Origin of the sequence: Fontivita pretiosa, from assembly GCF_050410795.1 — a bacterium.
Classification (GTDB): Bacteria; Planctomycetota; Phycisphaerae; order Tepidisphaerales; family Tepidisphaeraceae; genus Fontivita; species Fontivita pretiosa.
Map to the genome: position 1 here is coordinate 1,076,504 of NZ_CP191258.1, position 17,580 is coordinate 1,094,083.

Sequence of the window (17,580 nt, forward strand, 5' to 3'; positions counted from 1 at the left end):
GGCCCAAACCGCTCAATATCCCGGCCGCGGGCGACGCGCCTCAAATTCCTGTTCCCGCTCAAGTTCCGGCGCCTTGGCCTCAGGAGTAAAGGGACTGGCATAGTAGCTGCGGCGCATGGCCGGCGAGGCGGTCAGTGGACGCGGCTTGTACCCGGTCTCCAGCTTCTCGCTGCACCCGCCGATCACACCCACCCACAATCCCAGCATCACCCCAATCCATCCGCCACGGCACATACGCCTGTCTCCATTCTGCCCGGCTCGACTCCCGGACGCTGGCGTTGAGCATACTTTAAGTCGACAATGCTGTCGATTCATCTGGGCTGGAGTCGGAGCACGCACATGGCCAAGATCACCCCGCCCGCGGATCTGCATATCGCGGCCCTGGAAAAAAAGAGGATCGTCGAGCACGTGAACCTGCTGGCGCCGGGAGTCGGCACGCCCTGGGAAGATCGCGGACACCTGGGCATCTTCAAGGCCATGATCCAGACCTGCAGGATGAGCCTGCTGTCACCCTTGCGGCTGCTGCATGCCATCCGCAGACCCGAAAGCAATGCCGACGCCCGCACCTTCGCGCTGGCGTGCGGCGGGCTGTGGTCGCTGAGCACGCTGCTGCACGCCCTGCTCTTCCAACTGTACCAGGGCACGCACACGCCCGGCTTCTGGCTCAACGTCGTCCTCGCCGCCGCACTCGCTCCGGCAATCGTCTGGGCGCTGCTGGAGCTGGCGACCATCGTGTTCCATAAGCTCAACTCGATGGAACCGACCTGCCGCGCACCAGCCGTGCTGCACTACAACGTCCTGGCATACAACCTGGGCGCCAGCGCATTGGCGATTGTGCCGCTGATCGGACCGCCCGCGGCGCTGCTGTGGATCATGGTCAGCACGATCCTGGGCGCCCGATCACGACTGCACGTCAGCACCGCGGCAGCGATCGTCAATTCCATCCTCACCGCCCTGCTCGTGATTCTCGTGCTGGTGGGCGGGTATCTGCTGCTGCGACTGCTGCTCGTATTGCTCATTGGCACGTCCCAGTGAACTCCACGACCAGCGTCAACAACGCCGAGCCGGTCTTCCAACAGAAACTTCGATGATTTCGCCGTCGCACCGTCAAGCGCAGACGCTGCCGCCCTCGAAACTGCACGCGATGCGCCTTGGACTTCTGGCGCGGATCCACCGTCGCGGGTTTCAGACCGTCACTGAAACGCACCGCGTCGGGCCCCTGCTGCTGAACTTCACGCGCATCGCCGATCCCGATACCGTGCTCGAACGGATCGTCCACGCCGAGGATCTTCGTCACAGGCTCACCGGACAACACTCACCTGACGATCAACTGCATCTGCCCTATTGGGCCGAGCTGTGGGACAGCGCCCTCGGCCTGGCAGAGCATCTGACGACTTGGAACGATCTGCGATTGGTGAGCAGTGATTCGCCTTCGCAGAGGCCCGCTCGCCGATCGAGAACCAACCATCGCAAAATGGTACTGGATCTGGGTTGCGGAATGGGCTTTGCCGGGATGGTCGCCGCGGCGATGGGGGCGCGGGTGCTGCTGGCGGATCTGGAGCCTGATGCGCTGCTTTTTGCGCGGCTCAACACGCTGCCCTGGCATCCGCACGCGCGCACCCGCCGGCTTGATTGGCGAACCGATCGGCTGGATCAGCGGTTTGATCTGATCCTCGGCGCTGACGTGCTCTATGACCGCGCGCAGTGGCCACATCTTCAGCAGTTCTTCCGCCACCACCTTCGGCCACACGGAGTTGTGCTGCTCGGCGAGCCAGGACGCCAGACCGGCGACCTGTTCCTTGACTGGATCACCGCCCGCGGCTGGGATCTGCAATATCTACAGCAGCCGCTTCCCGGGCGACAGCGAAAGATCCGCCTGTATCGGATAAGACCGCTCACCGCCGAGTTCCGCGACTGACTTCCCCCACGAGCGCATGAAAAAAGCACAGCCCGAAAGCCGTGCTTCAAAGTGACGGCCAATCCACAATTGCCGTGTGAGAGCGGTTCAGTCTAACCCTTTAATACAGGTGGGTGACAATCGATCAGGAGGGTTCTCCCGTCTGCCTCGTCGCTTTGCTTCCCGTCTTTTGCGGGCATGCGCCGCGCGAGCGATTGGCCCCAAGGGTAGCTTATCGGTTAGCCAAAATCTTACTCTCCAATCACGAACACCGCAGACCGTACCGTACTCACCAGATGCTATCGGCAACACGACCGCCCGGCAATCACTGAACCGCGCATTTTTCCTCGCGTGCGATCGACATTTTTCTCGACACATCCTTCCATTTTTCCCTTGACATGCGCCAGACAGTTCCCCCGCCACGTCGGCCCCTATCTGCACTGACCGCGCGCTGGACAGCGGTACCCCAAGACGTTTCAATCAATGGGTTCGATCTGCATTGAACAGCCCTGTGAAGAGCGCGGGACATGAGCCGAAAGACCATTCAAATCCATGCGATGCGATTGTCGCAGGTCATCAAGTGTATCGACCAGGGTCGTTTTGCCATCCCGAAATTGCAGCGGGAGTTCGTCTGGGATGGCCCGAAGGCCGCCAAGCTGTTTGACAGCATGCTGTCGCACATGCCCATCGGCGTGGTCATGATCTGGGAAACGCCACGAAGCCAGCGGCTCTACTTGCGGCAGAAGTACCATGTTCTGCCGCCGTTCAACCCTCGCAACAGCAAGGTGTGGTTCCTCATTGACGGCCAACAGCGCATCTCCGTCGTGTATCGCGTCCATGAGGGCAACACCCTGCGGAACGCGCGAGGCAAGGCTGTGGACTTCAGTCGCGTCGTGCTTTCCCTGGAAAAGGAGGATGATGGACAGCAGATCAGGTACCGAAGACCGCAGCAAGGCCGGTATGAATCGCTCACTGAGATTCTTCACCCAAACTGGCGAACCCGCCTAAGCCATCTTGGGCCGCGTGCGAAGGAACGTGTGCGTAAATGCCGAGACCAGGTCCTGAGATATCCGATGCACTTGATGTTCGTGCAAGCACCAATCCAGCAGATTCGTGAGAGCTTCCTGCGGATCAACACGCAAGGAATGAAGATCACGACGGCGGACGCGATTTTCACCCAAGCCGAGGACTTGGACCTGCGCGACATCCGCCACGAAGTGCGGCAGCACCTCGACGACAGTTTCGGCCAGATTTCCGAGATGCCGATTCTCTTCGCGATGGCTGCTGTTCGCGGCGGGACCGAGGCCCGTGGCCGGGCACTACGGCAGGTTATCCAAGGTTTGGAACGTGAAGCTCGTCACAACACCCGCCTGCGGAAGACCCTGTCGAATGACTGGTCGCGGCTGGGAGTCTGCTTCGGCAAGGCCGTAGACTATCTCCGCCAGAATTTTAGGGTGTTGAGCCGCGATTACCTTTACTCGGACTACATGGTTTCAATATTGGCGGCCTTCTTCTATTGGAATGGACGAGGCCCCAGCCCGAAGCAGCGCAACCAGATTCGTAAATGGTTTTGGGCGACTGCTGTCGGCAGCCGGTACTCGGGAACCAATTTCCTGCGATGCTTGCCAGACGACCTCAGGTTCTATAAGCGATTAGCGCAGAATCAACGCGCGCGGTTCACCTACAAGCCCGAGACAGAGAAGATCGACGTCCGCAAGGCACAGTACGCTTCGCGAACCGGAATCGCGGCCGCGTGCTATTGCATGATGTTACGGCGAAAGCCTGTGAGTATCCAAGATGACGGGCTCAACGAGATTCCGCTCGACCGCTACTCGACCAGCGCCAACCGCAAAGATCGCCATCACATTTTCCCTCGCGCAGTCTTGGCGAAGCTGGGCGTCCATGCCAAGCTCTACAACAGTATCTGCAACATCTGCTTGCTTACGGCCGAGGAGAATCAATCCATCGGAATGCGAAGGCCACGGTCTTACCTCGGAGAGGTGAAGCGGGATGGGACCCATTTCAAGCAAAAGATGTCCAGGCACCTGATTCCAGTGCATGATCAAAGCGGAATCTGGATGCGCGACGCCCGTAAGGGCTTTATGCGGTTTATGAAGGAGCGAACCGATTTGATCTGCCAAGCTTTGGAAGACGAGGCAGGAACGCGCCTGTTCCGACGCGACCTTTGAGACACACCATAACTTGGCCCCCCCGAAGCGCAGCGTTTGCATGATGAACCGACGGAGGTTGTTTACGAGAGAGCGCGAGAGGTTTGAGGGGCATTTATCGCGGACACCGGGCCCAACCCCACCGGTTGCGCTCGCACCCCGAACGTCACGCATACGAACCGAGAGCGCGGGCGGGGTCGGGAGAATCGCCGTAAGCCTTTGCGGGACGCGATTTAGGGCTTGAGCAGCGCGGGGACGGGATGGGGTAACCGCGCAAAAAACGGGCCTTTTCTTTCGAGAAAACCCGCTAAGCTCGGCAGGCAGGACTCGAACCTGCAACCAGCCGGTTAACAGGCACAGGAAAAACCACGCCGAAAAGCGCGAAATCACTCGGAAAACGCAGGCATTTTAGCACGTCCGGGGGCATTCTCAAGCCTTCTCAAACTTTCTCATAGTTTCCTAGGAAATCACGGTATCTACGCTTGTAGTTCGGGTAGTTTACCGGATACGTCTACGTCCGTGGCATCGGCAACGGAGCAGAAAAAAGGCCCGCCGGGGAGCGGGCTAGTGAAGGCCAAGTCAGGCCTTGGGTCGGAGGGCGATGCGCCTGTGGGCGTTTGTTTCCGCATGCTGCGATGCGACTGGCGGACAGTTGCATTTTCCCTCGCGGTTTACTGCTTCGTTTTATGTTGGTGCGATTGTCGGTTCGGCGGCGGCAGCTGCGGGTGGCGCTGGGACGACGGGAGTCATCAGCGGTGACGGATGCTTCTGGAATTCGCTCAAGTGTCGCTCCGCATTTCCAACAGCTTCCTCGTGTTCCTGCATTTCGGCGGACGATAGTTCGCGAGCGATGACCTTCCCGGCGTCGATCTGAAGAACGGCCATTTGTTTCGGCTCCGCAATCCCGCCCGGAGCTGTTTTGATCGCATGGTGAAGCGTCCACCAGATCGCGAACTCGCCCTCGGCCAGATTCGGTAACCGGCCTGGCCAGAAGATTCGACGAATGAATGCCAAAAAAGGGTCTGCCAGAGGCTGACCACTCCCGATCGCGGCGAACGGAAGATCATCGCTGGCGGCCTCAGGCGACGCATTCTGGTCGAGGTGTATGAGAGCCAACTCATTGTTTTTGACGGGCAAGGCGAACATCGCGCTACAGACGCAGCTTAGATTGGCGGCTGGGCCAATCACCTTGCTCGTCAGGGTTGCAGCCTCGAATTCCAACTGCAAAATATCCTTCCAAATGGCCTTGCGTAGATCACCCATCACTTCCGTTTTGCTGCGGCCGGTCAGATGCGGAAATGACGGGACGATTCCCTGGATGCGCTGGAAAAGGCCAATGGGCCCTGAGACACCAAGGATGATCTTACTTTGAATGATGGCGAGCTTCTTGACGGGTTGAAGTGCCGTCATTTGCCCCATTACGCCGAGCGACGCGGCTCCATCCGCGCCAACAACAATTCCGTTGGAGCACTTGATGCCAACAATAAGGGTCACGTGTCACCCCCGAAAGACACTGTTCACCGCATACTCAGGATACGTGCTGTAAACGGCCTCAAGGAGGTCGCGGAATCGCAGACTCTTTGCCCACCCCACCAGCTCCTTTAGGTATTGATGGACCTCTGCCGGCATGGCTGCACTCGCGATACGCGCGCACTCGATGCCGGCGGCCGTGGCGCAATACTGCGGCCACCTTTGTCCGGGAACCGACTCGATGCTCAACAAGCCATCGGCTGCCAGTTCCTCGGCGTCATGATACACCTCTGCAGAAAACGGCCCATAGTTGTAGGGGCGGAATCGATAGTACTTCTCCCCGACGAGCTGCGGAAGGCGATCGCCAAAGATAAAGAGCGACTTCTGCAGCTGAACCGGCGTGAGGCAGTGATCCGGGGCTGCGGCGATTGCCACGAGTGTCCAATCGCGTCGGTTCCTCATCATGGGATCCTCCTTATGGCCGTTGGCTGCGCGACTGAATGCTATCGTACGAGATCCCGATCGCGTTGTCATCGCCTTTCGGCCCCGCCAGCAGGCCCAGGCCACAGCAGCGCCGGCCAGCACGATCGCGGTCAGGATGATCAGCTCCGACGTGCTGCCCATGGATCAGATGCAGTTATAAGCAGCGCGGGCCAAGTTCGCCCAGCCCGCGCCGCGTGAAAGTGAAGGTTTCGTCGTACTGGGGTAGGGGTTACTCCTCTTGATCCAGCGCGTCCGCCAGGGTCAGGTCCGCGCCCGTGCCGTTGCCGGGAAGGTACGCGCCCAGGACGAATGCCCCGACCAGAATGCCCTGGGCGTCGCGGATGTGGGCCGCTGCCCGCTCCAGATCCTCGCGGCGTTCCACCGCCGAAGTAGCGGCGCGCTCCAGCTCATCGTGCACCGTTTGAAGCAGCGCCACCAGCTTCAGGGCGGCCCCCTGTACGGCGGAAAACCCGCTGCCGGCCTGTTGCAGGGCCGCTTCGACCGTGCGCGCATCCAGCCGGCATCGCCGGGGGCTTGGGCGAACGCCCAGCAGGGCCACGTCTGCCCAGGCGATGCGTTCCCGATCTCCGCCGGCGTAACAGATAGTGGCGGCTTCCCGGTCCGCGTCGGTGATGATGCCCTCCTCGCGGCGTTCGCGAAGGTTCATCGCCAGCATCCCGACTTCCGCAAAGGCGGGGCACCTGGGGCGTTTCTGGTGCATTTCGGTGACCGTGATTTCCGCGGTCATCATGGCGGCCTCCTTTGAAATGTGCCCGCCGCAGCAGCCGACGCCGGCCATTGTCGGGCAGGCGGTGACAGGGTTGATAGTGTCCGCCTTTGGGCGTACGATGTCAAGCATGAAATCCGTTCTTGCCGATGAAAGTCGCATCGCCCTTGACCTGGACAAACTTCGCGAACTTCGCCAGCAGCGCGGGCTGAGCATGGAGCAGGCGGCCAAGCTCGCCCGCATGCCGAACCGTCAACGGTGGTGGGATATCGAATCTGGCAGGAAGGCGAACATCACCCTGGCCACGTTGGACGCGATCTGCCGCGCCTTGAAATGCAAGCCGCAGGACCTGCTGAAATGACCGGCGCACGATGGTCGGCCACAGCGCCGAATTACTCTGGCTCACTGAAATGCAGCGCCGCGCCTGCGTGCTGCGGCTCAATGAGCCGACCATCGCCGGTCGCGAGGCCAGCGAGCTGCTGGGCATCACCGGGCAGAGCTTCAACCGCCTCTATAAAACGGCCCTGCGCCGCATCGAGCAGGTCCGGCGAACGATGGTTCAGAGCGGCGTTTTCGACGAAGCCGAAGCCGCGCAGCGGCTGGACGACTACCTGCGTAAGGTCATTCTCGATTGACGGTGCGCGTCGAGTCGCAGGATCTTCTGAAGTAATCCGCGATCATGAGCCGCAAGGATCGGGATCTGCTCGGCCTGACTCCACAGCAGAGGCGGGCCTACCTGCTGCGGCTGGATCAGCCGCGCATCTCCGACCGCCAGGCGGGGGCGTTGATGGGCATCACCCGGCAGAGCTTTAACCGGCTGTATAAGACCGCCGTGCAGCGTGTGGCGGGGCTGCGGCGGCTGGTGCTCAGCGTCAGTGGCGATCCGGCGCCGGCGCGGCGACTGGATGATTACCTTCGCCGGGCGCAGATGGATTGATTGCCCGGCCAACCCCCTGCTGATACCCCCAGCCGGACAGAATCGCTCCTGCTCCACACTGTCAGCGGGAATCGGGCTTCGGCGCCGGTCGTTTCAATCATCGTGATCAAATCCAGGATCCAGCTGATTGGCCCTGGTGCGCAGTGCCTTGGCGATGCGTCGCATCGTCCTCCACGTCGCACGGTGCAAACCCTTCTCCAGTCTACTGATGTGACTTTGTGGAATGCCTGTCTTCCTGGCCAACTCGGCCTGGGTCAGATTCATCGATTCGCGTCGCCGGCGAATCGCCGTGCCGACTTTGGCCTGGTAGAGCCGCAGCTTCTGTCTGACCTGTGCGGTTATCTCTTTGGTCGGATCGACAGTCTCCGTCAAGCGTCCATCGGAGACCAGTTCTTTGATCGCCTGTTCGATTTCTGCGCGCTCCCGATCGTCATGCGACTGCCGGTACAGCGTGAGCAGTTCCTGCAAATCGTTGAACTGTTCTGCTGGGAGTTGCTTGATGATCCGCATGAACTCGCGCACTTCAGGGTGATTCGGCCCTTCGTGGCGCGGCCGGTCAATTGTCGTATTCATCATGCTTCCTCCGTTTACAACCTTCTAGCGGACCGAGGCTCTATTCCCCAAGCTCATCCTTCAGCCGCCTCAGTCGATTCCGCATCGTCGCGACAATATGCCTCGGCGTCTGGTGCTCAGCCTCCTTTTTGTACGCACCGAGGACATAGATTGCCCGGCTCTTTGGCAGGTAAGCGAAATAGACGCGGACATTGATCTTACCATAGATGCCACCCTTCTCCCTAAGCTCCCTGAATTGATCGATCGACACGATGTCCAGCAACTGGATTCGCGGGCCGTCTGGCCAATCACTCAGGTTCTTGACGTCTTCTACAAGGGCAGCGTATTGCACGGGCGAGAGGAACGACTTCGCCTCGTCGGCAGCCTTCTTCAAGTACTTCACCGCCACTCGGTGTCGTGCCGTCACACTCTTCCGTGGCAATACCATGTAGTCATCCCCGGTTATCGACCGATCGCTTCCGGTACTTTATGCGATCTTATGCAATCCTGCAAGGAAGAAAAAACGTTCAGCTATCGGATTGCTGGACTTGTGGTTAGAGAAAAGGCACAGGCTGGTTCGCCCTTCACGCCGGCAACTGCGCACCTGCCCGGGCGATCGCCTCGCGCCGCAACAGCAGCGTGCCCCGCAGCTCGTGGATTCCGTCGAGCACCGCGCCGATCGCCATCCCCAGTTTCTCAAGCCCGTCGATCTGCTGCTGCGACTGCGCCTCGTCGGGGGCGAGCTGGCCGCCCTCGATCGCCTGGCGGCGATGATCCAGCGCCCCGGCCAGCAGGTGAAGGGTGTCGATCAGCTCGGCGACCGCCTCGGGGTTGTCGTGCATCGGGTCTTCCTCAGGGCGTGCCGGCCGGGCCGGCGGGCTGCGACGGCGCCGCCGGGGCCGGGCCGGAATTCGCCTGCGCGAACGTCAGGAAGTGCTGCGCGGCCTCGGCCATCTTTCTGGCGCCTTCGACCAGATCCCCGCCGGCGGGCAGTGCCGCGGCGTCCGGCTCGGCCACGCGATCGAATCGCGCCGGCGCCCAGCGCCGCTGCCGCGCCATCCAGCCCGCCGCGGCCCTGCCGGTGGGGTCCGCCGCCTGGAGCCGGTGGTACTCGGCCAGCGACTCGGGACTGAATCGATAGCCGGCCTGCCAGGCCCTGGCCAGCTCCTGGACGTCCTGCTGGTTCATATTGCTGGCGTCGGCGTCCTTGACCATCCCGAGCTGGATCCGCTGCATGTAGTTTTGCCAGATCAGCGCTTCGCGCGAGGCCATGTCCGGCCCGGCCGACTGAAGCGCCGCGTCGGTGATTTTGTTGAGGCTGAGGGCGGCGTAGCGGTTCCGGGCCCCATACAGCCCCATCTCGCCGGCGGCCTGGCGGCGGATCTGCTCATCGGTCAGCCAGGGCTGCTCTTTTCGCAGCGTCAGCTCGGCGCCGGTGCGGGTCAGCTCCCACAGCGTGGCCTTTTTCAGCGCCTCGGGATCCTGCGCCAATTCGGCGCCGATGTTCTCGCGCAGGATGCCTGCGGATCGGCTCAGCATCGCCATCGAATACGCCGGGTCGGTGCCGCGCTGAATCGCCCGGCCCATCAGGAAGTTCTCGCCGACGCCGGCGACGCGCTGGCGCGACTGCTGGAACTGCCCGAGGTTCTCCAGCAGCGTGGCGGCGACAACCGCGCCCTCGGCCTCAAAGATCTGGCTGATCGCCGACAATTGCTGGTCGCGGCCCATGCCCTGGAGGCGCGAGCGGATCTCGCCCAGCCTCCCGCCGAAGCTGCTGCTTTGGAATTTGAAGCCCAGCACGTCCTGCGCCTTGAGCATCCGCATCGGCAGGCTGCGAAGCTGCCGCAGGGTCGGCTCGTTGCGGCCCAGCCGCTGGGTGGTCACCTGCAGCGCCGCGGCGAAGTCCTCGAATCCATACCCGCCGGTTTTGAAGGTGGGGAACACGTCTGGCGCATAAGTCGCCAACTCGGACATGTTGATCGTGCCTTCGGCCTCGGTGAACGCCAGCGTGCTGGCCATCTGCTTGACCGACCGGAACGAGCCGCCGAAGACCTGCTGGAGCTTGACCAGGGCATTGACGTTCTCCTCGATGTTGCCGCCCTTGACTTGCGTGAGCAGCATCGCCTGTTGCCAGATCTGACTCTGAATGTTCTTGGGCAGGTTGCCGGCGCCTGAGAGGAAATTGAAACGCGCCGAGGCGAGCTGGCCGACGGGGATTCCGCGCGACAGACTTTCGGCCAGGAAGTTGCGCTTGAATGCCGGGGCGTTGGCCAGGTTGTTGCCCAGGCTCAGCAGCGGCGTCATCGTCTCCTCGAACTCGACGTTCTGGGCGCTGGCGCGCTCCAGCGTCAGGCCGTACTGCTGAATCCCCTGGGTGAGCTTGTGGATGACCGCTGCGCCCACCACGGCGCCGCCGAGCATCCCGCCCAGGCGGTTCTGGGTGGAGAAGCACACGGGCCGCGCCCGCTCGGCCTCCATGCGCGCCCCGAAGGCTTCGAGCTGTGCGTCGGCGATCCGCTGGCGGCGCGCCTCGCGCTCGGCGACGAAATGGGTCGGCGTCACTCGCCGGGGCGCTTGGCCATCCGCCCCGTCGCATGTGGCGAGTGCGGCGCACAGCCTGGCTATGGCAGTTTGCCATCACGGCGACCTTGGTGCAGGACTCGCTCAGGTTGAACGCCATCGTGCGTTGCCTGAACCGTGGATCTCATTCTGCGATCCTCAGCGACGGCAAGCCTTCTTCTCGCGGCTCAGGCCTGGGCGCCGGAGCAAGATGCACGCGAGTTCGGCTCACCGGCGTCAGCCCGAACTCGGTCAGGAATTTGTGGATGAGCTTCATCGCCGTGTTGGCGACGCCCAGGTAGGGATTGTGGATCACGTTGCCCTGCTTGGTGCGGATCACGACGCCCGTTTCCTGCAGCTTGGCCTCCGCCTCCACCCACCGGCCCCAGGCCTGGCAGTACGCGGCCAGCGCTGCGCGATCGATGCGGGTCAGCAGGCCCAGCTTCCGCAACTCCGGCACGATTCGTTTCCACTCGCGGCGGGCCTCGCCCTTGAGGTGCGCCGGGCAGGTGGGCGCCGCTGGTATTGGCCATGGCTCGCGCCACTGGTACGCCGGCGAGCTCTGCTTCTGCAGCATCCGCAAACTGATCGGCGACGGCTTACGTCCGCGCATGCAACAGCCCTCCAATCCATCCGCTGTGAAAGCGGTATGCGGCCGGGTCGCCGGTGACGAGCATGACCTCAATGTTCTTGCAGCTTCGCAGATTGGCGCTGGAGATAACGGTTACCGTGCGGCCGTCACTCAGGGCAATCGCCAGTGCCTTGGCGTGATTGCGGACGGAAACGAACCGCTGGGCGCGGGCGGCAAGCTCCGTCGCGGCGTAGTCGTAGATGCTGCCGGACGTGCCCTTGAAATAGTGCGAACAGACCAGCGTCAGCGCCCCGATCCGGCCCTCGTCCAGCAGTTGGCACATGGCGGCAATGTTGTCCTTGCTGAAGCCCAGCGTCGCGACGTACAGCTCGACGATGCGAGCGGGGCCGGCCAGATCAAGCACGCCCTCCACCACATTCCACAGCGCGTACCGCCCGGAAGTGACCAGGTGATAGACCTGGCTGGCCGACGGGATGCGTCCCAGGTGTTCAGCCGCCAGCTTCGCTTTGCGGACGTCATGGAATTCCTGAACCTGGCCATCAACCTCAAGCCTTGCGTCGGCGTCAACGTGCGGGATGATGCCGGAGTCCATCTCCGCTTCCAGTACCAGCACGTCCGGCCCTTCCCCGGGCATCAGTGGCACCGTCGCGGCGTCCAGCAGCGGGGCTTGGTCCGCCCATTGCCGCGTCCCGGGGTGCCGGGTTTCGACCCCCGGTGTCAATTTCGCGGAAAAATGTGCGCGCCTGCGGGCACGGTCCCCTGCCGGCTTGCTGCAGAGATTGTGACCACCCTCCCCCCTGCAAGCCGTTCTGGTGGAATTGCGTGGCGTCACTGGGCCTCCGATGGCGGCTGCAGCCACTGGAATTGCAGGCCCGGCCCCCGGCTGTCGGGTACGAGCGTTATGATCTGCTCGTGCCAGGATGCTGGTACGTGGCCCGGCTCGACCTCCAGGGTCCACAGCTCGATCGTTCCCCGTTTGAATCGGCTGATGAGTCGGACGGCGGCGTGGAATTCCAGACGATGGAGCAGCAGTCCGGCGCTGTTGATCGGCACGATGGCGCGAATAGTTGTCGGCTGCCTCATGCTGCGCCTCGCAGTCCGGCCAGGCGAAGCCTGATCGCCAGCATGTCACGATTGGGCGTGACCAGGTCTCGTCTGCCGCTCTCGCTGCCGATCCGCGCCGAGGTGGTCGGGTAGGCGGGGATTGGCGTGAGCGTAACTTCCAGAAGCTGGCCGATGCGGTGAATGGTCCGGATCGTTTCGCCGCCTGCCCGAGTCCAGGTATCTTCGGCGTTGCGGAAGCGGAAGCTCATGCCGTCGATGTCGCCTCGCCGCACGCTCTCCACCGCATCTCTGCCGACGGACGTGTTCGGTGGAATGATCTCCACGCTCAGGCCGCGGCGGTCTTCCCGGATGCTGAGCGTTCCCTTGCTCCGCCGGCCGAGGATAAGCTGTGTGCTGTGGTGCATCAGGGCGAGCACTTCATCGTTGCCGGCCACGATCTGCGCGAACGCGCCGGGCAGAATCTTTTCACGGAATCCGTCCAGGTCTTCCGACAGCGAATTGAAGACTGCGGCATACCCGGTGATGCGCGGCAGGCCGTCGCCAGCACCCGCGCCGTCGGCCACCCGCAGTTCGTGGCCAAACCTGAGTTCGCTCGGCATGTCCGGTGTCTCCTCGATGCGCGTCGCGCCTCACAGCTTCGACCCGGCCATTCGCAGGCGCACAGCGATCCTGTCGCGGTTGGGCTTGCTGCCGGTTGCAAAGGGCCATCGCTTCGGCACGGGCGCTTCGCGGACGATTCGGCGATACTCGCCGTCGGTGCAGGTGCGAAGCCGAAGCATGAACGCATCGTAGCTGGTTCGTTCTTTGTCACTCATTGCCGCAAGGCACTGGCGGCGGTGTTGCTCGCAGGCGGCGTCGAATTCCGCGCACATTGACGCGCTGGGGTTGCCCCATGCGTCGGCGCGTTCGTCGCCGCAGGCAGTGGAGTGCCACCGGAAATCCTTCAGCAGCGGGTCGTAGGTTCTCTTGTTCATGGCTTGCTCGGGTTGAATGGCTTTCGCTCGCATGTCAGCGGACTTCGGTCCAGCTTTCGTTGTCGTCGATCGGGGCGACCTCGACGGCCGGAAGGGCTTCGGCCAGTGCTTTGGTGTCCCTGGCCTGGTTGCCGGTGAGCTTTGGCAGATACCCGTGTTCGCGCGCCTCCTTGATGATCAGGTTGATCGTCGAATAATCGTCGGTTCGATCCCAGAATGCGGGCATGGGGCCGATTGCGCGAATCGGATCGATCACACCAGCGCCGGAATCGATCAGGATTTCGCGGACCTGGCGGCTCGGCCTCGCAGGCCGTGGAAAGTTCAACGAGGCAGGCGATGACTCGTCGCACGGCGTCGCGATGAGCAGGGAAGATCTGCTGGCAGAACTGCTTGCTGAGCTGGGTTCGTCGCTCCTCCAGAACCCGCCGCTGCATTTCGATGGCCTTGGCCAGCTTCCGGCGCCTCTGACCCAGCTCCGCGCGCTGCTGCTCGTTCAGGTAAATCAGCTCAGGCCCCGCCGTCGGCGCTGCGGCGGCTTGCTGCTCCTGCTCGGTCAGCCCCTTGACCATTGCCCTGAATGCGTCGGGGTGTTCGCGCGGTGGCTGGTCGCCCAGACGGCCGATCAGGGCTTGCGCTTCGGCAAGCTCGCGGTTCAACTGCTGCAGGTTTTCGTGTGCCTCGCGATATAGCGGGTCGTCCATCACATCCAATCGCGGCAGGGCTGTTTGTGTGGCTGATTTGTTCACGGCAGATCACCTTTCTGCCGGCTGGCGGCCGGCGATGGAAATTGCCTCGCGCGTTGTTCGGCAACGGCTTGAAGGATTCGTCTCTGCGCTTCGCGGCTGAAATACTCGACGCCGTTCAGCCGCAGCGCCGGCGCCACGCCGGCGCGATGTGCGATGTGACGCAGCTCGTGAAAGCTCACGCCGTGCACGGTCACCAGATGTGCCAGTGATGCCAGGTCGCGCGCTCCCATGACGGATCTTACGTTCCGGGCCGGGTCGTGTTTCTGAGGGCAGTCCGAGTTTCGGACTAGTTTGCTGCGCCGGGCGCAGCGCCCGGCGGATACAGCCAGCGGATGGTGTACCGGCAGCCGCAGGTCGTGCATGTTACATATTGGTACAAGGCGTCCGCGCGGCGCTTGGTTCCGCCGGTGGCGTGGCAGTGCCAGTCGCCGCATTGGGGACAGGCCGGAAGCTGGCGGGTCTGGAATCCGGTTCGCCTTGCGGCCGTCACGACCTGGCGCGACTTGGGGCGTTCTGGCTTCATCTGCTTAGACGTCATTTGCGCCTCACCGGGCCGAGAATCAGAACGGGATATCGTCTTCGCTGAAGTGCCGCTCGTCGCCGAGGGGTAGCTCCGCCGGCTTGCGGACGAACCCGTCGGCCACGAACTGCCGGAGCTGCGACGCGGTGAAAAGCTCGATGGGCAGACCCAGGTACTTTCGCGCCGCGGCCTTGAGGCTTTCGGCCAGCTCCTGCTCGCTGGCGCCCGGGTTGGCCTTGCGCCACGCCGCCCACACTTCCGCCTTGGCGGCGCGGATGTCGCCGTCGCCCGGCGCGGTGGCGCCGCCGGGCGCGCGGGTGCGAATGCGGATGCAGGGGACTCGCTTGCCGGCGAAGTCGGTTTCGCTGGGGGTCAAGATGATCTGCCGGCCGGCCCACTCGTCGGTGTCCGCCCCGTACAGGTCGGCAATGGTGTCGGCGTTGGTGCGGTTGAGCACCAGCCGCTGCTCGATCTCCTGGAAACTGACGACCGGCTTTTCCTCGGTGCGGTCGGTGCCCACGTCCTCGATCGCGACGGACCTGATCGTGAGCACCCGATCGCCGTCCAGGTCCGCGGCCTTAAGAAACTTGCTCGGAAACGCCTGCTTGATGTTCATTGCTTGCTCCTGCCCGTTGTCGGGCGTTTGGGGGTTTGAAAGTTCAGTCACGTCAAGACATTTGAGTCCATAAGTCCGCAACGCGGCCTTCAGCAGCCGCCGCACGCGCTGGACTGCCGGCGGGCCGGGGCCGACGGGGGCGAAGGTCAGGCGGATCCTCATCGGCTGAACCTCGTATCGACCGCCTTCAATGTTTTCGCCGGCCTGCCTTCCCTCAGCTCCTGCTGCTCGACGACTTCGAATAGCTCGGCGAAGCGATCTTCGCCGGCCGCCTGACGGATAGAGCCGTGCTTGAAGGCACCCGCCGCCAGGAAATCCCGCGCCGCGGCGGCAACGTCCCCGCCGGCCAGCTCCAGCACGGCGGCCAGCACCGCGCCGCGGTCCCGCGGCTCGACGCGCTTTTCGATGCCGGCGTAGTAGCGAACCGTTCCGATGAGCAGATCCCCGCCGCTTGAAACGCGCTCAAGCAGTTTGGCCTTGATTCGCTCATCGAGGCGCCTGGCGGCGGCCTTGACGAAGGCGACCCGCTCCAGCAACTCGGCCCAGGCGTCGGGCGCCGCGTCGATGGGCAGCGCGTCGATCGCCCGCTCCAAAGCGGCGAGCTTGTCGGCGGGGGCGGTTTCGTTGGCGGTCAGTTCAGTCACGGTAGTCCTCCGGTTTCGGTTGATTCGATCGCGATGTCGAAGCGGTCATGCAGCCAGCGGCTGCACCGGCCCACGTACTCGGCGAAGGCGGCGGTGCTCAGGCTCGCCGTGCTTTTGGGCGGCAGCGATCCGACAACCTCGCCGGTCAGCGGGTCGATGATCGGCTCGGCCAGGAAGCGGGCCTTGAGCAGCTCGTGGGCGGCGGATTTACCAATCATTAGCCGGCGGGCCAGGGACGCTACGACCGCCGCCCAGTAGAAGCGGTTGGCTTGGGATGAACGGGTTGGGCCGGGGTGGAGTTTCATCTCTTTATTGGCGGTTGGTGCGGCACTCATCGCCCCCCCTCGTTTCGCCCAAGATGCCAGGTTCGTTGAACTTGGCATCTTCGGGATCTTGGCACAGAAAACCGCCGTTTTTCCGTTGATTTTCACGAAGGCGCCAAGATGCCAAGTTCTCGTGTTCTTGGGGAACTTGGCATCTTCGGCTGGCATCTTCGGGCGTGCTAAGCTTGGGCAATCGCCATTGCCAGCCGCCAGTGAAACTGTTTTTTTCGCGAATAACCCCAATCGCGTCCGCGGCTCGCTGAACGGTCCGCCAGGCCAACCCCGCAGCGGCGGTCTCCGCCCGCACTCTGGCGGCCTCAACTTCACCGCCGGCCAGCAACGTCGCCAGCCAGCCCTTTGCCGAATTCAGCGCCTCCGGCTCCGGGCCGGGCTTGCGGTCTTCGTCGTCGCCGTCGGCCGCGGCCAGCGCCTCGTCGGCGCTCATGTCCACCGGGTCGCGCTCCCAGTCGATCGCCGGCGGATCGCCGGCGATGGTGAAGGCCAGCCCGCCGCCCTCCGGCGCGATGTTGTTTTTGCCTGGCAGCAGCAGCCGCCGCGCCTTGTTTTGGGGATCGCGCGCCAGGTGCCAGACGGTCCGCGCGATTCCGGTAAAGCCGATGGAACCCAAGATTCGCTCGTCGGCGCCGTCCGACCGCCCTTTTCTCCAGTGGGCGACAATCAGAATGGCGCAACCGTACTGCCCCGCCAGCCGCCCAACCGGCGCCAGCACCGCGCGCACCTCGGCATCTTTATGAGAATCCACGCCCCCCCCTAGAAAGCTGCCAATCGGATCGATGACGACGAGCTGACAATCTGGCACCCGAATCAAGGCCTCCTCTAGGGCCGCAGCGTCGCGCAAAGTGAAGGCGACCTCATTCAGTTCACCTTCATGCCCGACCAGCCGTACCCCTTCTAGCAAATGAATCCGATTCACGTCCGCCCGATGGGCATCGAGGCGGGGCCGGATCGTGTCCGCCGCATCGTCCTCGGCGCCGACAAGGATCACTGACCCTAGCGGCGCGTTGCCGCTGCCGTCCGGCCACGGCGACCCGGTGCTTACCCTGGCCGCAATGTCCGTGGTCAGGAAACTCTTCCCCTCGCCGGGCCTGCCTCCAATGAGGCTGATCCGCCCTAGCGGCAGCCGCCCAGGCCAAAGCCAGCGTATCTTCTCCGGCGCGACCTCGGCCATGCACCGCAGAATTGGTCCCGGTTCCGGCTCGGTTTCACCAGGTCCTGCCGGGTGACCGTCGCCGGGCGGCATCTCCTCGCGCGGGAAAAACGCGGCATCCTCGGGGTATCGCGGATCA

Annotated in this window: 26 protein-coding genes; 7 read left to right on the top strand and 19 right to left on the bottom strand. The window is 63.2% G+C overall.

Annotated features, from left to right (window positions below):
- Nucleotides 1–12: 12 nt before the first annotated feature.
- The gene (locus ACQS5P_RS04270) at nt 13–234 is read right to left on the bottom strand and encodes a hypothetical protein (protein WP_428939670.1); all 222 of its coding nucleotides are present in this window, start codon (nt 232–234) and stop codon (nt 13–15) included.
- A gap of 105 nt (nt 235–339) precedes the next feature.
- Here ACQS5P_RS04270 and ACQS5P_RS04275 point away from each other — a divergent pair, with 105 nt between their 5' ends.
- From ACQS5P_RS04275 to ACQS5P_RS04285, 3 genes are all read left to right on the top strand, one after another.
- Entirely contained in the window at nt 340–1,035 is a 696-nt protein-coding gene (locus ACQS5P_RS04275; RefSeq protein ID WP_428939671.1) for a hypothetical protein, read from the top strand.
- Between the two features lie 109 nt (nt 1,036–1,144).
- Nucleotides 1,145–1,918: a class I SAM-dependent methyltransferase gene (locus ACQS5P_RS04280; RefSeq protein WP_428939672.1), complete on the top strand. Its 774-nt coding sequence runs from the start codon at nt 1,145–1,147 to the stop codon at nt 1,916–1,918.
- 506 nt (nt 1,919–2,424) lie between these two features.
- Nucleotides 2,425–4,086 carry a GmrSD restriction endonuclease domain-containing protein gene (locus ACQS5P_RS04285; protein WP_428939673.1) on the top strand — a complete coding sequence of 554 codons (1,662 nt, stop codon included), beginning with the start codon at nt 2,425–2,427 and terminating at the stop codon, nt 4,084–4,086.
- Between the two features lie 663 nt (nt 4,087–4,749).
- Here ACQS5P_RS04285 and ACQS5P_RS04290 read toward each other — a convergent pair.
- The 3 genes from ACQS5P_RS04290 to ACQS5P_RS04300 all read right to left on the bottom strand — a co-directional run bounded on the left by ACQS5P_RS04290 (nt 4,750) and on the right by ACQS5P_RS04300 (nt 6,769).
- Nucleotides 4,750–5,559: a hypothetical protein gene (locus tag ACQS5P_RS04290; RefSeq protein ID WP_428939674.1), complete on the bottom strand. Its 810-nt coding sequence runs from the start codon at nt 5,557–5,559 to the stop codon at nt 4,750–4,752.
- Nucleotides 5,560–5,562: 3 nt separating this feature from the next.
- Nucleotides 5,563–6,159, bottom strand: a complete 597-nt coding sequence (locus ACQS5P_RS04295; protein ID WP_428939675.1) for a hypothetical protein — start codon at nt 6,157–6,159, stop codon at nt 5,563–5,565.
- An 88-nt stretch (nt 6,160–6,247) separates the two neighbouring features.
- The gene (locus ACQS5P_RS04300; RefSeq protein ID WP_428939676.1) at nt 6,248–6,769 is read right to left on the bottom strand and encodes a hypothetical protein; all 522 of its coding nucleotides are present in this window, start codon (nt 6,767–6,769) and stop codon (nt 6,248–6,250) included.
- On the opposite strand from ACQS5P_RS04300, the gene ACQS5P_RS04305 reads away from it, so the two are divergent.
- From ACQS5P_RS04305 to ACQS5P_RS04315, 3 genes are read left to right on the top strand one after another with little or no spacing between them, the layout of a single operon-like run.
- Entirely contained in the window at nt 6,744–7,106 is a 363-nt protein-coding gene (locus ACQS5P_RS04305; protein WP_428939677.1) for a helix-turn-helix domain-containing protein, read from the top strand. The two genes, ACQS5P_RS04300 and ACQS5P_RS04305, sit on opposite strands and share 26 nt — an antisense overlap.
- A 10-nt stretch (nt 7,107–7,116) precedes the next feature.
- On the top strand, nt 7,117–7,380 hold the full coding sequence (locus ACQS5P_RS04310; protein WP_428939678.1) for a hypothetical protein: 264 nt from the start codon (nt 7,117–7,119) through the stop codon (nt 7,378–7,380).
- Between the two features lie 44 nt (nt 7,381–7,424).
- Nucleotides 7,425–7,682, top strand: a complete 258-nt coding sequence (locus tag ACQS5P_RS04315) for a hypothetical protein (protein ID WP_428939679.1) — start codon at nt 7,425–7,427, stop codon at nt 7,680–7,682.
- A gap of 93 nt (nt 7,683–7,775) precedes the next feature.
- On the opposite strand, the gene ACQS5P_RS04320 is transcribed toward ACQS5P_RS04315, so the two are convergent.
- The 10 genes from ACQS5P_RS04320 to ACQS5P_RS04365 form a co-directional block, all read right to left on the bottom strand.
- Nucleotides 7,776–8,192, bottom strand: a complete 417-nt coding sequence (locus ACQS5P_RS04320; protein WP_428939680.1) for a helix-turn-helix domain-containing protein — start codon at nt 8,190–8,192, stop codon at nt 7,776–7,778.
- A gap of 103 nt (nt 8,193–8,295) precedes the next feature.
- A complete protein-coding gene (locus ACQS5P_RS04325) occupies nt 8,296–8,637 on the bottom strand; it encodes a hypothetical protein (RefSeq protein WP_428939681.1) in 342 nt (113 codons plus the stop codon).
- 181 nt (nt 8,638–8,818) lie between these two features.
- Nucleotides 8,819–9,076 carry a hypothetical protein gene (locus ACQS5P_RS04330; RefSeq protein WP_428939682.1) on the bottom strand — a complete coding sequence of 86 codons (258 nt, stop codon included), beginning with the start codon at nt 9,074–9,076 and terminating at the stop codon, nt 8,819–8,821.
- A 10-nt stretch (nt 9,077–9,086) separates the two neighbouring features.
- Complete coding sequence (locus ACQS5P_RS04335) at nt 9,087–10,796, bottom strand: phage tail tape measure protein (protein ID WP_428939683.1); 1,710 nt, start codon at nt 10,794–10,796, stop codon at nt 9,087–9,089.
- Nucleotides 10,797–10,938: 142 nt separating this feature from the next.
- Complete coding sequence (locus ACQS5P_RS04340; RefSeq protein WP_428939684.1) at nt 10,939–11,370, bottom strand: phage terminase small subunit P27 family; 432 nt, start codon at nt 11,368–11,370, stop codon at nt 10,939–10,941.
- A gap of 22 nt (nt 11,371–11,392) precedes the next feature.
- Nucleotides 11,393–12,019 (bottom strand): hypothetical protein, encoded by a 627-nt coding sequence (locus tag ACQS5P_RS04345; protein ID WP_428938852.1) that lies wholly within the window; start codon nt 12,017–12,019, stop codon nt 11,393–11,395.
- A 194-nt stretch (nt 12,020–12,213) separates the two neighbouring features.
- On the bottom strand, nt 12,214–12,468 hold the full coding sequence (locus ACQS5P_RS04350; protein WP_428938853.1) for a hypothetical protein: 255 nt from the start codon (nt 12,466–12,468) through the stop codon (nt 12,214–12,216).
- Nucleotides 12,465–13,049: an HK97 family phage prohead protease gene (locus tag ACQS5P_RS04355; RefSeq protein WP_428938854.1), complete on the bottom strand. Its 585-nt coding sequence runs from the start codon at nt 13,047–13,049 to the stop codon at nt 12,465–12,467. Before ACQS5P_RS04355 ends, ACQS5P_RS04350 begins: the two co-directional genes overlap by 4 nt.
- Before the next feature lie 30 nt (nt 13,050–13,079).
- Nucleotides 13,080–13,457: a hypothetical protein gene (locus tag ACQS5P_RS04360; RefSeq protein WP_428939685.1), complete on the bottom strand. Its 378-nt coding sequence runs from the start codon at nt 13,455–13,457 to the stop codon at nt 13,080–13,082.
- 1 nt (nt 13,458) lies between these two features.
- Nucleotides 13,459–13,650 carry a hypothetical protein gene (locus tag ACQS5P_RS04365; RefSeq protein ID WP_428939686.1) on the bottom strand — a complete coding sequence of 64 codons (192 nt, stop codon included), beginning with the start codon at nt 13,648–13,650 and terminating at the stop codon, nt 13,459–13,461.
- Between ACQS5P_RS04365 and ACQS5P_RS04370 the strand changes: the two genes are divergently transcribed.
- Nucleotides 13,649–14,113 carry a hypothetical protein gene (locus ACQS5P_RS04370; RefSeq protein WP_428939687.1) on the top strand — a complete coding sequence of 155 codons (465 nt, stop codon included), beginning with the start codon at nt 13,649–13,651 and terminating at the stop codon, nt 14,111–14,113. The two genes, ACQS5P_RS04365 and ACQS5P_RS04370, sit on opposite strands and share 2 nt — an antisense overlap.
- 53 nt (nt 14,114–14,166) lie before the next feature.
- Here ACQS5P_RS04370 and ACQS5P_RS04375 read toward each other — a convergent pair whose 3' ends face one another.
- The 5 genes from ACQS5P_RS04375 to ACQS5P_RS04395 form a co-directional block, all read right to left on the bottom strand.
- Nucleotides 14,167–14,400, bottom strand: a complete 234-nt coding sequence (locus tag ACQS5P_RS04375; protein ID WP_428938857.1) for a hypothetical protein — start codon at nt 14,398–14,400, stop codon at nt 14,167–14,169.
- Between the two features lie 330 nt (nt 14,401–14,730).
- Nucleotides 14,731–15,306, bottom strand: a complete 576-nt coding sequence (locus ACQS5P_RS04380) for a hypothetical protein (protein ID WP_428939688.1) — start codon at nt 15,304–15,306, stop codon at nt 14,731–14,733.
- Nucleotides 15,307–15,464: 158 nt separating this feature from the next.
- Nucleotides 15,465–15,950 carry a hypothetical protein gene (locus tag ACQS5P_RS04385; RefSeq protein WP_428939689.1) on the bottom strand — a complete coding sequence of 162 codons (486 nt, stop codon included), beginning with the start codon at nt 15,948–15,950 and terminating at the stop codon, nt 15,465–15,467.
- Nucleotides 15,947–16,285, bottom strand: a complete 339-nt coding sequence (locus tag ACQS5P_RS04390; RefSeq protein WP_428939690.1) for a hypothetical protein — start codon at nt 16,283–16,285, stop codon at nt 15,947–15,949. The genes ACQS5P_RS04385 and ACQS5P_RS04390 overlap by 4 nt, the downstream gene beginning before the upstream one ends.
- The gene (locus tag ACQS5P_RS04395; RefSeq protein ID WP_428939691.1) at nt 16,260–17,462 is read right to left on the bottom strand and encodes an AAA family ATPase; all 1,203 of its coding nucleotides are present in this window, start codon (nt 17,460–17,462) and stop codon (nt 16,260–16,262) included. The genes ACQS5P_RS04390 and ACQS5P_RS04395 overlap by 26 nt, the downstream gene beginning before the upstream one ends.
- Between the last annotated feature and the right edge of the window lie 118 nt (nt 17,463–17,580).

Excerpts from the sequence above, each read along its gene's own strand:
- ACQS5P_RS04275 (WP_428939671.1), top strand. The coding sequence starts at position 340 with ATGGCCAAGATCACCCCGCCCGCGGATCTGCATATCGCGGCCCTGGAA.
- ACQS5P_RS04375 (WP_428938857.1), bottom strand. The coding sequence starts at position 14,400 with ATGGGAGCGCGCGACCTGGCATCACTGGCACATCTGGTGACCGTGCAC.
- ACQS5P_RS04380 (WP_428939688.1), bottom strand. The coding sequence starts at position 15,306 with ATGAACATCAAGCAGGCGTTTCCGAGCAAGTTTCTTAAGGCCGCGGAC.
- ACQS5P_RS04280 (WP_428939672.1), top strand. The coding sequence starts at position 1,145 with ATGCGCCTTGGACTTCTGGCGCGGATCCACCGTCGCGGGTTTCAGACC.
- ACQS5P_RS04270 (WP_428939670.1), bottom strand. The coding sequence starts at position 234 with ATGTGCCGTGGCGGATGGATTGGGGTGATGCTGGGATTGTGGGTGGGT.
- ACQS5P_RS04340 (WP_428939684.1), bottom strand. The coding sequence starts at position 11,370 with ATGCTGCAGAAGCAGAGCTCGCCGGCGTACCAGTGGCGCGAGCCATGG.
- ACQS5P_RS04390 (WP_428939690.1), bottom strand. The coding sequence starts at position 16,285 with ATGAGTGCCGCACCAACCGCCAATAAAGAGATGAAACTCCACCCCGGC.
- ACQS5P_RS04360 (WP_428939685.1), bottom strand. The coding sequence starts at position 13,457 with ATGCGAGCGAAAGCCATTCAACCCGAGCAAGCCATGAACAAGAGAACC.
- ACQS5P_RS04315 (WP_428939679.1), top strand. The coding sequence starts at position 7,425 with ATGAGCCGCAAGGATCGGGATCTGCTCGGCCTGACTCCACAGCAGAGG.
- ACQS5P_RS04285 (WP_428939673.1), top strand. The coding sequence starts at position 2,425 with ATGAGCCGAAAGACCATTCAAATCCATGCGATGCGATTGTCGCAGGTC.
- ACQS5P_RS04300 (WP_428939676.1), bottom strand. The coding sequence starts at position 6,769 with ATGATGACCGCGGAAATCACGGTCACCGAAATGCACCAGAAACGCCCC.
- ACQS5P_RS04370 (WP_428939687.1), top strand. The coding sequence starts at position 13,649 with ATGGGGCCGATTGCGCGAATCGGATCGATCACACCAGCGCCGGAATCG.
- ACQS5P_RS04310 (WP_428939678.1), top strand. The coding sequence starts at position 7,117 with ATGGTCGGCCACAGCGCCGAATTACTCTGGCTCACTGAAATGCAGCGC.
- ACQS5P_RS04395 (WP_428939691.1), bottom strand. The coding sequence starts at position 17,462 with ATGGCCGAGGTCGCGCCGGAGAAGATACGCTGGCTTTGGCCTGGGCGG.
- ACQS5P_RS04355 (WP_428938854.1), bottom strand. The coding sequence starts at position 13,049 with ATGCCGAGCGAACTCAGGTTTGGCCACGAACTGCGGGTGGCCGACGGC.
- ACQS5P_RS04350 (WP_428938853.1), bottom strand. The coding sequence starts at position 12,468 with ATGAGGCAGCCGACAACTATTCGCGCCATCGTGCCGATCAACAGCGCC.
- ACQS5P_RS04330 (WP_428939682.1), bottom strand. The coding sequence starts at position 9,076 with ATGCACGACAACCCCGAGGCGGTCGCCGAGCTGATCGACACCCTTCAC.
- ACQS5P_RS04365 (WP_428939686.1), bottom strand. The coding sequence starts at position 13,650 with ATGCCCGCATTCTGGGATCGAACCGACGATTATTCGACGATCAACCTG.
- ACQS5P_RS04295 (WP_428939675.1), bottom strand. The coding sequence starts at position 6,159 with ATGGGCAGCACGTCGGAGCTGATCATCCTGACCGCGATCGTGCTGGCC.
- ACQS5P_RS04320 (WP_428939680.1), bottom strand. The coding sequence starts at position 8,192 with ATGCGGATCATCAAGCAACTCCCAGCAGAACAGTTCAACGATTTGCAG.
- ACQS5P_RS04345 (WP_428938852.1), bottom strand. The coding sequence starts at position 12,019 with ATGCCCGGGGAAGGGCCGGACGTGCTGGTACTGGAAGCGGAGATGGAC.